The sequence below is a fragment of the Pseudomonas sp. JQ36 genome, from assembly GCF_053851495.1.
In genome coordinates this window covers 5,271,976-5,285,457 of record NZ_CM132642.1, presented here as the reverse complement: position 1 = coordinate 5,285,457, position 13,482 = coordinate 5,271,976, and the positions used below count along the sequence as shown (strand labels likewise).

Genomic DNA, 13,482 nt, shown 5'->3' with positions numbered 1-13,482 from the left:
ACACCACAAGGCACGCGACCTGGAAGGAAGCGCGCACTTGTAGAAATTTTGAGGTGCTTGGAGAGGCGGCCTGGGTAAGGCCGCCGAATCTTCAGCGAGTTGTTGCCAGTTCCTGTTGGACGCTGGCGACAGTGCGAGGCCAAGGTTTACCAGCCTGAACCTTCGCTGGCAAGGCCTTGATGGCAGAAACGGCTGCATCACGATTGGCGAAGTTGCCATAGGTGATCACGTAGAGAGGCTTGCCGTTGAGGACTTTCTTGAAATAACGGTACTCGCCGCCCTGCTCTTTGACGAAGTTCTGCGCGGTCGCTTCGGAGCTGGTGCCGAGGATCTGCACCACGTAGTTGCTGGTCGGTTGACCGGCGTACCAGCTGCCACCGGCAGCCTTGGCCACGGTAACCGGCTTCTCGGCCGGTTTGGCGGCGGCAACAGGCTTGGCCGGGGCCGGGGCCGGTTTGGCCGCTGGCGCTGCCGGAGCAGGCTTGGCGGTGGCGACCTGAGTCGGTGCCGGGGTCGGCTTGGCCGCGGGTGCCGGAACCGGGGTTGGCGCCGGGCCAGCCGGAACACCTGCCGGTGGTGCGGAAGTCGTTACGGTCGGCGGTGTTGCGCTGGAGCCTTCGACAGGCACGCCGTCGTCACCTTCAGTGATGCCACCCGCAGCTTCAGCCAACGGGCCGCGCATCACCGGCTGCGAGTTGCCGACCAGCGGCAGCGGCATCGGCTGGGTATTGCCGGCGAACTCGACGTTCGGTGCGCCGCCATTAGCGCCTTGGCCCAATGGCAGTTGTGCCTGTTCGTTGGCAGGTGCGCCGGTGGTTGGCGCCTTGTTGCGACCCGGCATCAGCCAGGCGGCGGCGACCGCGACCACAACGACGGCGGAAATCGCCAATACGTGTTTCTTCGGCATGTTGAACCCCATACTTGGACGCTTGACCGCAGAGCGGCTGGCAATCATGACTTCGATCAGTGCATCGCGAGCGACCTGGTTGATGTTGCCAGGCCAACCCTCGGCGCTTTCGTGAATCTCAGAGATCTGATCCGCGGTGAAAAGTTCGACACCCCGGCCCGCACCTTCCAGCCGTTGGTCGAGATATTCGCGGGTCTCTTCTTCGGTGTAAGGCTGCAATTCGATGACGTGAAAGCGCTCCTCCTCGAGGTGCAAGGCCTCCAGTTGCGCGATCAGCGACGACTCACCGAACAGGAACACGTGCGGACGACCTTCCGGCGCACCGGCACCCAGCGCCATCAGCGCCTCGAGGGCGGATTCGTCGAGCTGCTCGGCATCATCCACCAGCAGATAGACTTCCTGGCCGGTAAGCGCGAGTTGCACTACCTGATCCAGAATCGCGCCAACTTCGGCCTGAGCCACGTTCAGTGCCTGAGCCACCTGACGCAGCACACCGGCGGCATCGCCAGCCCCACGGGCCGACACCACAACGCTTTGCACCGATTGCTTGTTGGTGCTGGCCACCAGCGCCTGACGCAGCAGGGTCTTGCCACTGCCTTGCGGGCCGGTGACCACCAGCAGCAACTGGCTGTAACGCGCCAGATGGTGCAGTTGACCCAGCACCGGTTTGCGCTGGGCCGGGAAGAATTTGAAGCCCGGCACCCGTGGCGCGAAAGGGTCGTGACTTAACTGGAAATGGCCGAGGAACGCCTCGTCGGCATGCAAACTAGTCATCGGAATCTTATTAACCTTTAAGCTGAGCCAGAGCGCGGTAATCCGCTCCCAGCGTGGCCTGTAGAACCTCTTTCGGATAATCGGCGGTCACCACCGCTTCGCCCATCCGGCGCAGCAGCACCAGGCGCTGACGACCGTCGATCACTTTTTTATCAATTGCCATATGTTCGAGAAAATCGGTTTCGGTCATTTCTTCCGGCGGGATCACCGGCAGACCGGCACGCTGGAACAGACGAATGCCGCGATCACGCTCCTGCTCGCTGATCCAGCCCAGACGCGCGGACATCTCCAGCGCCATCACGGTGCCAGCGGCGACCGCCTCACCATGCAACCAGACACCATAGCCCATGTGGGTCTCGATGGCGTGGCCGAAGGTGTGGCCGAGGTTGAGCGTGGCGCGCACGCCGGTTTCCTTCTCATCGGCACCGACCACCGCAGCCTTGGCCGCGCAGGAACGCTCGATGGCGTAGGTCAGGGCCTTCTGGTCCAGCGCACGCAGGGCGTCGACATTGTCTTCGAGCCAGGTCAGGAACGGTTCGTCGCAGATCAGCCCGTACTTGATGACCTCCGCCAGACCGGCGGACAGTTCACGCTCCGGCAGGGTTTTCAGGGATGCGGTATCGATCAGCACCACGTTCGGCTGATAGAACGCGCCGACCATGTTCTTGCCCAGCGGATGGTTGATGCCGGTCTTGCCGCCCACCGACGAATCGACCTGGGACAGCAGCGTGGTAGGAATCTGGATGAAGTCGACGCCGCGTTGGTAGCAAGCGGCGGCAAAACCGGCCATGTCACCGATCACTCCGCCGCCGAGGGCGATCACGGTGGTGCGACGATCATGACGGGCGGTCAGCAGACCGTCGAAGATCAGTTGCAGGGTTTCCCAGTTCTTGAAGGCTTCGCCGTCCGGCAGCACCACCGAGATCACCGAGAACTGCGCAAGACTGCGGGTCAGACGTTCGAGATAGAGCGGCGCCACGGTCTCGTTGGAGATGATTGCCACTTGCCGCCCATGAATATGCGGCGCCAGCAACTCAGGCTGATCCAACAAACCTTCGCCAATATGAATCGGGTAGCTGCGCTCGCCCAGATCGACCTTGAGTGTCTGCATGTGTCCCCACAGTGAAGATGGAAGCAGGCGTCCTGCCCTGAATTATTGGTTGTCTGCGGCCTATAGCGAATCTGACGCCGCTCGCACGCCATCCGCCACAACCTCGGCGGCTGTGACAGGACGCCGAGGATAGCGCATTTCCGGCGGCGCTTTAACGGGGTGGCAGCTGTGCCAGACGGTCGAGAATGTCGAGCACCACCATGCGCGGTGGCCGCTCGTCGGTTTCCACCACCAGATCGGCGATCTCCCGATAGAGCGGATCGCGGATCTCGAGCAGGTCACGCAGGGTTTTCGCCGGATCGGCGGTGCGCAACAAGGGACGATTGCGATCGCGCGACGTACGCCCGACCTGCTGCTCGACGGAGGCGTGCAGATACACCACCCGCCCGCCCGCGTGCAGGGCCTTGCGGTTGGCATCGCGCATCACCGCGCCGCCGCCGGTCGCCAGCACCACGCCGTCGAACGCGCACAGCTCGGCGATCATTGCCTGCTCACGGTCACGAAAGCCGGGCTCGCCTTCCTTGTCGAAGATCCACGGGATATTGGCGCCCGTGCGCAGTTCAATTTCCTTGTCGGAATCTTTGAACGGCAGGCGCAGCTCTTTGGCCAGCAACCGGCCGATGGTGCTTTTTCCAGCGCCCATCGGTCCTACAAGAATCAAATTTCGCACAGAATCAACGACTCACAGCAATCGCCTGGTTATTCATGATACGCGGAGTGAGAAATACCAGCAGCTCGGATTTTTTCTCCGAAACCACATCACGCCGGAAAAGGCGGCCAAGATACGGCACATCGCCAAGAAATGGCACCTTATCTACGACCTTGCTTTGAGTATTTGAGAAAACGCCCCCAATCACGATGGTCTCGCCGTCGTTCACCAACACCTTGGCGTTGACTTCGTTCTTCTTGATCGGCGGTACATCCTGCACCTTGTTCAGGTAGTCCGGTTCGTCCTTGGTGACCTTGACCTCCATGATGATGCGGTTGTCGGGGGTGATCTGCGGCGTCACTTCCAGCGACAGCGAAGCCTCCTTGAACGACACCGACGTCGCACCGCTGGAACTGGCTTCCTGATACGGAATCTCCGTGCCCTTGAGGATCTTCGCCGTCTCCTTGTCGGAGGTGACTACCTTAGGCTGGGAAACGATTTCGCCGTTGCCGGTTTTTTCCATCGCCGTCAGCTCAAGATCGAGCAGCACGTTATCGGTAATGAAGGCGATGCCGATCCCCGAGGTGTTACCAACCGTGCCCATGTCGACGAACGGCGAGTTGGTGCTGGTGCTGCCCGGAGTGCCAATGGTGGTCGAGGTGCCGTTACTGACCCCGGAGGTGTTCCAGTTGCCTTTGTTCTGGATCGAACCGCCCCAGCGCACACCCAGACTCTTGTCGTAATCGACGTTGGCTTCGACGATCCGGGCCTCGATCATCACCTGACGCACCGGAATATCCAGTTGCGCCACGATCCGCCGCAGTTCGTCGAGGCGATCCTGGGTCTGGTAGGCAATGATGTTGTTGGTGCGTTCATCGACGGTGATCGAGCCACGCTCGTCGATTTTCGCCTCGGCGCTGGTCACCGACTGGAACAGCTTGGCGATGTCGGCGGCTTTGGCGTAGTTCACTTGCAGCAGCTCGCGACGCAGCGGTGCCAGTTCGGCGATCTGTTTCTGCGACTCCAGTTCCTGGCGCTCGCGAGCGGCGATTTCATCGGCCGGCGCCACCAGCAACACATTGCCGATCTTGCGTTTGTCCAGGCCTTTGGTTTTCAGCACCAGATCCAGCGCCTGGTCCCATGGCACATTCTGCAGACGCAAGGTGATCCCGCCCTGCACCGTATCGCTGGCCACCAGATTGAGGTTGGTGAAATCGGCGATCAGTTGCAGCACCGAGCGCACGTCGATGTCCTGGAAATTCAGCGAAAGCTTTTCGCCGCTGTAGCTGTTGCGGTCGGCGTTACGCTTTTGCAGGTCATCGACCGTCATCGGGCGAATGCTGACGGTCAGTTTGTTGTCGGTCTGATAGGTGGAATAGTCGAACGTGCCGCTGGGTTCGACGGTGATCACCGCACGATCGCCAGTGGCGGCGGCATTGACGAACTGCACCGGGGTGGCGAAGTCCTTGACGTCGAGGCGTACTCGCAGTCTGTCGGGCAACTGCGTGCGGGCAAAACTGAGGATGATCTTGCCGTCATGCTCCTGGATGTCCGGAGCGATGGTCGGGTCCGACAGATCGATGACGACGTTGCCCTCTCCCGCGGTGCCGCGCTGGAAGTCCACGCCGCGAATGGTTTTGGCGACGGGGGTGTAAGCCTTCGCCGGTGCTGCGACCGGACGCGGCGCAACAGCGGCGGGCCTTGGCGCAGCAGGCTTGGTGCCCTGCCCGACCACCACGAACAGATTGTTGCCCTCGATCCGCGAGGTATAGGGCGTCAGTTGCGTCAGGTTGATGATCAGGCGCGTCCGGTCGTTGGCCTCGACCACCGTTGCGGTTCGCGCGTTGCCACTGCCCAGATCGCGAGTCTTGCTCGTCAGTTGGCTGGCGACACCCGGCAGATCCAGGGCGATGCGCGCCGGCGATTCGGTGGTGTAGCCCTTGGGTTGCGGTGGCGGGCTGTCGAACGACAGCTTCAACTCGATGCGGTCACCCGGTAACGCCGCGACATCCAGCGTCTTGAGGCTGGCCGCCTGAACCATCGGTGAAAGCAACGCTATCCATAGCGAAAAACCGAGGGTGGAGAAAATCCTGTTCATTGTTCGACTTCCACTATGAGTGCTCTTTCAAAGGAATGGTGCGCGGACGTTCCAGCCAGGCGCCTTCGCCGTCGGGCACGATCTCGACCACATCGACCTGAGTGGCGCTGATGGCGACAATGCGCCCGTCGTTACGCCCCAGGTAGTCGCCGACTTTCAACCGGTGCACCGCACCCGCCCCGCGCAGCAAAGCAAACGAGCCGGAAGCATTGGAGATAGTGCCGACCATTTCAAACTGCTCGATGTTGAAACCTTCGAGGTATTGCTTGACCCGGTTGGGGTCGGGTTTGACATTGCGCGAACCGCGCTGCTGCCCGGCCAGATCGACCCGAACCTGGCGCGAGAACGGGCTGCGCAGGTTGGCCGCGCTGTAGGTAAAGGCGGGATAGGAACGGAACGTCGGCGTCGGCTCGATCCGGCCGGCCGGCCGCAGACGCACTTCGTTCATGTAGGCATCGAGGTCGCTGAACTCGTCACTGCTGCCGCAACCATTGAGGCCGAGCAACAGCATCGACAGGGCGATATAACGGATCGGGGTCATTTATCCAGCCCCTTGTCGTTATAGCGGTAAGTCTTGGCGAGAATGCTCATGCGCAATTTCGTCCCGCCGTCGGGGTTGGCCGGTGCCAGTTCGAAATCGTGCAACGTGACGATCCGTGGCAGTCCGGCGACGCCGCTGACGAAGGTCGCAAGGTCGTGGTAAGCCCCGGTGACGGTGATCTGGATCGGCAACTCGATGTAGAACGGCTGGGTGACTTCCGACAGCAGCTTGATTTCTTCGAACTCGAGGCCACTGCCCAACCCGGTGCGGGTGATGTCCTCCAGCAACCCGGGGACTTCGGTGTCGCTGGGCAATTGGCGCAGGAGCACGCCGAAGGTGTTTTCCATCTCCTTCATCTGCTGGGTGTACAGCTCCAGGTTGGCAGCCATGCGTGCTTTGCTGGCGAATTGCTCCTTCAAGGTGTCTTCTTCCTGACGCTTGGCATCCAGCTGGTTTTCCATGTCACTGATGAAAAAGTTATAGCCAAACGCCAACACCAGCACCATCAGCAGCGCCACCGCCATGGCTTTCACCGCAGCCGGCCAGGAACCGATATTGCTGGTATCCAGATCATTGAAGTCGATGTTGCGCAGACTTTGCAGCCATTCGGACGGCTTCATTTGTCGCCCTCCGTAGCTGCAGGCTGGGTCTGACGCACGGTCAACTGAAAGACGTTGGCCTGATCCACCTGACCGGCGGTCGTCGCTTTCACTTCATTAAGGCTCGGCGCATCGAACCAGTCGGAGGCATCCAGATTGCGCATCAGCTCCGAGACGCGATTGTTCGACTCCGCCGCGCCACTGATCGACAGTGTTTTGCCGAGCAGTTTCACGCTGGTGAAATACACCCCGTCCGGCAGCGTGCGCGCCAGTTGATCGAAGATCCGTCCGCTGATCTGCCGGTTGCCCTGCAAGTCCTGGATGATGCGCATCCGCTCGACCAGTTGCTGGCGCCGCGCCTTGAGCTCGCTGATCTGCTTGATCCGTTCATCGACCACGGCAATCTGTTTACCGATGTAGTCATTACGCGCCGCCTGCCGCTCGATGGCGGTGCTGACGATCTGATCGGCGATGAACACCGCACCCACCGAGCCGACGAACACCCCGATCAGGATCAGCAGAAAGCGTTTGCGCCGCTCTTCACGGCGCTCCTCACGCCAGGGGAGAAGGTTGATCCGCGCCATCAGTCGAAACTCCTGAGCGCGAGCCCGCAGGCAATCATCAGGGCCGGCGCGTCACTGGCCAGAGCCCCGGCGTTGACCTTGCTGCTCAAGGCCATGTCGGAAAACGGGTTGGCGACCTGGGTCGGAGTGCCCAGACGCTGCTCGATCAGCCGATCCAGCCCCGGCACCGACGCCGTGCCGCCGGCCAGCAGGATGTGATCGACCGCGTTGTACTGCCCGGAGGCAAAGAAGAACTGCAACGAGCGCGAGACCTGCTGCACCAGTGCGTCACGGAACGGCTGCAACACCTCGCTGACATAATCATCCGGCAGACCACCCTGCTTTTTCGCCAGCCCGGCCTGCTCGACGGTCAGGCCGTAGCGGCGCTGGATCTCCTCGGTCAGTTGCCGGCCACCGAACAGCTGCTCGCGGGTATAGATGATGCGGCCGTTGTGCAGGACGCTGAGGGTGGTCATGGTCGCGCCGATGTCCACCACGGCGACGGTCAGGTGTTCCTGCGAGACCGCCAACTGAGTGGCAAGCAGGCCGAACGAGCGCTCCAGCGCATAGGCTTCGACATCGACCACCCGCGCGGTCAGCCCGGCCAGCGCCAGCGCTGCTTCGCGCACTTCAACGTTTTCCTTGCGACAGGCGGCCAGCAGCACGTTGACCCGCTCCGGGTTGCGCGGCGACACACCCTGGACTTCGAAATCGATGGCGACTTCGTCCAGTGGATAGGGAATGTATTGGTCGGCTTCGAGCCTGAGCTGGTTTTCCAGTTCGTCTTCGGAAAGCCCGGCGTCCATCTCGATGATTTTGGTAATCACCGCCGAGCCGGCCACTGCAACTGCCACGCCCTTGAGCCCGGTGCGCGCCTTGACCAGCACCCGACTCAGGGCCTGGCCAACGCCTTCGAGTTCGGCGATGTTCTTTTCGACCACGGCATTGGGCGGCAGCGGTTCGACCGCGTACGCCTCGACCCGGTAGCGGTCGCCCTGACGGCTCAGTTCCAGCAGCTTCACCGAAGTGGAGCTGATGTCGATCCCCAGCAACGCATTGGTCTTTTTCTTGAAGAGTCCCAGCACTACCAATTCCCTATGACTTTCCGTGAGTTACGGACTCTGTAATACGCATTGCGTTCCTTCACCCCGTCTTGACAGAAGCGCAAATGACGCCCCCAGCAGAAAAGTGCTTATAATGCCCAGCGTTTTTTTCCGCTTTTTACTGCCGGCGCGGGCCGTTCTGTGTGTAACCGGAACCCTGTCGCCACATTCATTCTTTGCCCTGGGTGCCCAAAAGCCTTGATTCGTCTGCTGAAATTTTTCGGTTGGTCCATCGTCGCCGTTTTCTGCGGACTGCTTTTAGGTCTCAGCGGCGCGTTTCTTTACCTTAGTCCGGGTTTGCCGTCTGTGGAGGCGCTGAGAAGCATTCAGTTGCAGATTCCGCTCCGGGTCTACAGCAGCGACAACAAGTTGATCGCAGAATTTGGCGAAATGCGCCGTACTCCGATCCGTTTCGCCGACATTCCCCCCAATTTCATTAATGCGTTACTAAGTGCTGAAGACGACAATTTCGCCAACCACTATGGCGTTGATCCGAGCAGCCTGATGCGTGCCGCTACCCAACTGGTGAAAAGCGGGCACATTCAGTCCGGCGGCAGCACCATCACCATGCAGGTGGCGAAGAACTTCTTCCTGACCAGCGAACGCAGCTTCTCGCGCAAAACCACCGAGATTCTTCTGGCCCTGCAGATCGAACGGCAACTGACCAAGGACGAGATCCTCGAGTTGTACGTGAACAAGATTTATCTGGGTAACCGCGCCTACGGCATCGAGGCGGCGGCGCAGGTGTATTACGGCAAGTCGATCCGCGACGTCAGCCTGGCGCAGATGGCGATGATCGCCGGCCTGCCGAAAGCCCCGTCGCGCTTCAACCCGCTGGCCAATCCGGCGCGCAGCAAGGAACGCCGTGACTGGATTCTCGGGCGCATGTACAAGCTCGGGAAGATTTCCGAGGCCGACTACACTGCCGCGATCAACGAGCCGCTGAACGCCAGTTATCACGTGCCGACCCCGGAAGTGAATGCACCGTACATCGCCGAAATGGCCCGCGCCGAAATGGTCGGTCGCTACGGCAGCGACGCCTACACCGAAGGTTTCCGCGTCACCACCACCGTGCCGAGCAACCTGCAGGAAATGGCCAACACCGCGCTGCACGAAGGCTTGATGACTTACGACCAGCGTCACGGCTACCGTGGCCCCGAGTCGCGCCTGCCGGGCAAGACCCACGAAGCCTGGGCGACCGAGCTGACCAAACAGCGCACCATCAGCAGCCTGGAACCGGCGATCGTCACCCAGGTCGACAAGAATGGCCTGCAGGTGCTGACCCGTACCGGCGAAGAACACGTCGCCTGGGACACCATGAAATGGGCGCGGCCGTTCCTCAACACCAACAGTATGGGCGCCGCACCGCGCCAACCGTCGGATGTGGCGCAGGTCGGCGATCTGATTCGCGTGCAGCGTCAGCCGAACAATTCGCTGAAATTCAGTCAGATTCCGCAGGCGCAAGGCGCGCTGGTATCGCTGGATCCGCAGAACGGCGCGATTCGCTCGCTGGTCGGTGGTTTCGCCTTCGAGCAGAGCAATTACAACCGCGCCCTGCAGGCCAAGCGTCAGCCGGGTTCGAGCTTCAAACCGTTCGTCTACAGCGCTGCGCTGGACAGCGGTTACACCGCCGCGACCCTGGTCAACGACGCGCCGATCGTGTTCGTCGACGAGTACCTGGACAAAGTCTGGCGGCCGAAGAACGACACCAACACCTTCCTCGGCCCGATCCGTCTGCGCGAGGCGCTGTACAAGTCGCGTAACCTGGTGTCGATCCGCCTGCTGCAGGCGATGGGTGTGGGCAAGACCATCGACTACATCACCCGCTTCGGCTTCAACAAACAGGATCTGCCGCCGAACCTGTCGCTGGCGCTGGGCACCGCGACCCTGACCCCGATGGAGATCGCTACCGGCTGGAGCACCTTCGCCAACGGCGGCTACAAGATCACCCCGTACATCATCGACAAGATCGAAAGCCGCAACGGTGACACGCTGTTCGTCGCCAACCCGCCGACCGTGCCACAGGGTGGCTCGGCGACCTATGGCCTTGCCGCGCCGGAGTCTCAGCCGATCACCGTCAACTCCGCTCCGGTTCCGGGTGAAGCACCGGGCGCTGCCGCCGCGCCACAAGCGCCGGCCGTGGCTGAGCGGATCGTCGATGGCCGCACCACGTACATCCTCAACAGCATGCTGCAGGACGTGATCAAGCTCGGCACCGGTCGCCGCGCTCTAGCCATGGGTCGCAGCGACATTGCGGGCAAGACCGGCACCACCAACGAATCGAAGGATGCGTGGTTCTCCGGTTACAACGCCGATTACGTGACCACCGTGTGGACCGGCTTCGACCAGCCGGAAAGCCTTGGTCGCCGCGAGTTCGGCGGCACCGTGGCACTGCCGATCTGGATGAACTACATGTCGGCTGCACTGAAGGACAAGCCGCCGCACGTGCAGCCTGAGCCGGAAGGTATTCTCAGCCTGCGGGTGGATCCGATCAGCGGTCGTGCCGCCACCCCGAGCACGCCGGGCGCGTACTTCGAACTGTTCAAATCCGAAGACACGCCGCCCTCGGTGAACGAACTGGGTAACGGCGCCGTACCCGGCAGCCCGCTGCCGGCGGATGAGCAGGCGCCGATCGATCTGTTCTGATCAATGCGCCGCAAAAAGCCCCGCCTTCGATTGAAGTGCGGGGCTTTTTTATGCCTGTGATTTTTATGTTGTCTGGGTCGGCCTCTTCGCGAGCAAGCCCGCTCCCACAGGTTTTGTGGTTACAACCCGGTCACTGTGGGAGCGGGCTTGCTCGCGAAGAGGCACCGAAGAACACCACAAATCACACAGGCACAAAAAAGCCCCGACTCTCACAAGCCGGGGCTTTCGGTTGAGGCGCTACAAAGGCTTAGCCGTTGAACACGTCATCCACGCTTTTCAGCGGATAGTTCTTCGGATACGGCAGGGTCGCCACACCGGTCTCGATCGCGGCCTTGGCCACAGCGTCGGAGATCAGGGTGATCAGGCGTTTGTCCATTGGCTTCGGAATGATGTACTCACGACCGAATTCCAGCGGCGCACCACCGTAGGCGTCACACACGTCCTGTGGCACTGGCAGTTTGGCCAGTTCGCGCAGGGCGTTGGCCGCAGCCACTTTCATTTCCTCGTTGATGCGCTTGGCGCGAACGTCCAGGGCACCACGGAAGATGAACGGGAAGCCCAGTACGTTGTTGACCTGGTTCGGGTAGTCGGAACGACCGGTGGCCATGATCACGTCGCTGCGGGTGGCGTGCGCCAGTTCCGGGGAGATTTCCGGATCCGGGTTCGAGCAGGCGAAGACGATCGGGTTGGCCGCCATCGACAGCAGGCCTTCAGCGCTCAGCAGATTCGGGCCGGACAGACCGACGAACACGTCAGCGCCTTTCAGAGCGTCAGCCAGGCTGCGCTTGTCAGTGGCGTGAGCGAACACGGCTTTGTACTGGTTCAGGTCATCACGGCCGGAGTGGATCACGCCGGTACGGTCAACCATGAAGATGTTTTCGATTTTTGCGCCCATGCTCACCAGCAACTTCATGCAGGAGATGGCCGCAGCGCCGGCGCCGAGGCAGACGATCTTGGCTTCCGGCAGGGTTTTGCCGGCGATTTCCAGGGCGTTGATCATGCCCGCAGCGGTCACGATCGCGGTGCCGTGCTGGTCATCGTGGAATACCGGAATGTCGCACTGCTCGATCAGAGCACGTTCGATCTCAAAGCACTCAGGTGCCTTGATGTCTTCCAGGTTGATGCCACCGAAGGTGATGGAGATGCGTTTTACGGTGTCGATGAAGGCTTGCGGGCTTTCGGAATCGACTTCGATGTCGAACACGTCGATGCCGGCGAAGCGCTTGAACAGTACGCCTTTACCTTCCATCACTGGCTTGGAGGCCAGTGGGCCGAGGTTACCCAGGCCCAGAATCGCGGTGCCATCGGAAATGACTGCAACCAGGTTGCCCTTGCCGGTGTATTTGTAGGCCAGTTCAGGATCGCGGGCGATCTCACGCACTGGTTCAGCTACGCCGGGGCTGTAGGCCAGCGACAGGTCGCGGGCGGTAGCAGTGGCCTTGGTGAGCTCGACACTCAGCTTCCCTGGACGAGGATTGGCATGATATTCGAGAGCGGCAGTTTTCAGATCAGACATTTTGGCATTCCGCTTTTTACTGTTGAACAGACTGGTCAGCGAGGATACGCGCCTCGCAAAGTCCCCACAAGACTGAGCGGTCACCCCTGTCAAGCGCCCTGTCCTACGACTTTGGGCCAAGAGCCACGGCGCACAAGGGCTTGACTGTTCACAATCGGTAGAAAAAATGTCTACAATTTTTCTTCAGCGAGTGCTTTGCAGCATCGACGGATCAGTTAATGGCAGCAGCCAACGCGGCTGACCCGGTTTCAACCCGCCACGCCGCGAACGATCGACAACCCACCCGCGAGCCTCGATCTGTCTGCCCTCCAGCGTTTGCAACCGAGAGCTGTCGAATTGTCCGACCAGATTGGGTGCAACGCGCAGTACAACCGAGTCCTGCAACTCGATCCAGATTCCGCCGCGATTGCGCTGAACCTTGCTCACACGCCCACTGACCAAGGCGAAACCCGAAGTGCGGATCTGCTCCGCTTTCAGTACAGGCGACTGGCGCCACAGGCCTCGACCGGCCTGCCGGGCGCTGCGTTCGGCCGCCTGCTGACAGGCCACAAGATCGACATTCGGCGCCACCGCCACCTGAAACCCAAGGCCGTCGGCGAGCATTTGCGCTTCAAGATTGGTGCCATTGGTGCTGTAGACATGCGCGAGGGTGCGACCGTAATGGTCTTTGGCCTGCTGGCCGGGTTGCAAACCAACCCGGCCACCGCTGTCCGCCACCAAGGCTTCAAGGCGTTTACGTGCCGCCACGGCGAAGGGTTCGTCACTGCGACCCTGCTTGCCCAGCTCCGGGGTGTTGAGACCGATCATCCGCACACTGCGCCCATCGCTCAGGCGTAGCGTGTCGCCATCGACCACGCGCTGGACGCTGACGCTGCTCAGGCCGGCAGGCGTGGGGCAAAACGCCTGGGCAGCGGACAGCCAAATCGCGGACACAAAAAAGGCGCCCACAAGGGACGCCTTTTTCATCAGCCTGGA

11 protein-coding genes are annotated in these 13,482 nt (G+C 61.2%); 1 reads left to right on the top strand and 10 read right to left on the bottom strand.

Annotated features, from left to right (window positions below; translation table 11 throughout):
* Positions 1–91: 91 nt before the first annotated feature.
* The 8 genes from ACS4NR_RS23875 to ACS4NR_RS23840 form a co-directional block, all read right to left on the bottom strand.
* The gene (locus ACS4NR_RS23875) at positions 92–1,681 is read right to left on the bottom strand and encodes an AAA family ATPase (protein ID WP_247269347.1); all 1,590 of its coding nucleotides are present in this window, start codon (positions 1,679–1,681) and stop codon (positions 92–94) included.
* Positions 1,682–1,691: 10 nt separating this feature from the next.
* Positions 1,692–2,792, bottom strand: a complete 1,101-nt coding sequence (gene aroB, locus ACS4NR_RS23870) for a 3-dehydroquinate synthase (RefSeq protein ID WP_456018488.1) — start codon at positions 2,790–2,792, stop codon at positions 1,692–1,694.
* 151 nt (positions 2,793–2,943) lie between these two features.
* A complete protein-coding gene (aroK, locus tag ACS4NR_RS23865; RefSeq protein ID WP_027611316.1) occupies positions 2,944–3,462 on the bottom strand; it encodes a shikimate kinase AroK in 519 nt (172 codons plus the stop codon).
* A 4-nt stretch (positions 3,463–3,466) separates the two neighbouring features.
* Entirely contained in the window at positions 3,467–5,539 is a 2,073-nt protein-coding gene (gene pilQ, locus ACS4NR_RS23860; RefSeq protein WP_115985321.1) for a type IV pilus secretin PilQ, read from the bottom strand.
* Positions 5,540–5,552: 13 nt separating this feature from the next.
* Positions 5,553–6,080 (bottom strand): pilus assembly protein PilP, encoded by a 528-nt coding sequence (locus ACS4NR_RS23855; RefSeq protein WP_456018487.1) that lies wholly within the window; start codon positions 6,078–6,080, stop codon positions 5,553–5,555.
* Positions 6,077–6,700 (bottom strand): type 4a pilus biogenesis protein PilO, encoded by a 624-nt coding sequence (pilO, locus tag ACS4NR_RS23850; protein ID WP_456018486.1) that lies wholly within the window; start codon positions 6,698–6,700, stop codon positions 6,077–6,079. Before pilO ends, ACS4NR_RS23855 begins: the two co-directional genes overlap by 4 nt.
* Positions 6,697–7,263 carry a PilN domain-containing protein gene (locus tag ACS4NR_RS23845; RefSeq protein WP_095138006.1) on the bottom strand — a complete coding sequence of 189 codons (567 nt, stop codon included), beginning with the start codon at positions 7,261–7,263 and terminating at the stop codon, positions 6,697–6,699. The genes pilO and ACS4NR_RS23845 overlap by 4 nt, the downstream gene beginning before the upstream one ends.
* Positions 7,263–8,327, bottom strand: a complete 1,065-nt coding sequence (locus ACS4NR_RS23840) for a pilus assembly protein PilM (RefSeq protein WP_456018485.1) — start codon at positions 8,325–8,327, stop codon at positions 7,263–7,265. Before ACS4NR_RS23840 ends, ACS4NR_RS23845 begins: the two co-directional genes overlap by 1 nt.
* 216 nt (positions 8,328–8,543) lie before the next feature.
* On the opposite strand from ACS4NR_RS23840, the gene ACS4NR_RS23835 reads away from it, so the two are divergent.
* Positions 8,544–10,991, top strand: coding sequence for a penicillin-binding protein 1A (locus tag ACS4NR_RS23835; RefSeq protein ID WP_456018484.1), 2,448 nt, complete (start codon positions 8,544–8,546; stop codon positions 10,989–10,991).
* A 247-nt stretch (positions 10,992–11,238) separates the two neighbouring features.
* Here ACS4NR_RS23835 and ACS4NR_RS23830 read toward each other — a convergent pair whose 3' ends face one another.
* Positions 11,239–12,507, bottom strand: a complete 1,269-nt coding sequence (locus ACS4NR_RS23830; RefSeq protein WP_003220889.1) for a malic enzyme-like NAD(P)-binding protein — start codon at positions 12,505–12,507, stop codon at positions 11,239–11,241.
* Positions 12,508–12,690: 183 nt separating this feature from the next.
* Complete coding sequence (locus ACS4NR_RS23825) at positions 12,691–13,473, bottom strand: thermonuclease family protein (RefSeq protein WP_456020407.1); 783 nt, start codon at positions 13,471–13,473, stop codon at positions 12,691–12,693.
* Positions 13,474–13,482 lie beyond the last annotated feature (9 nt).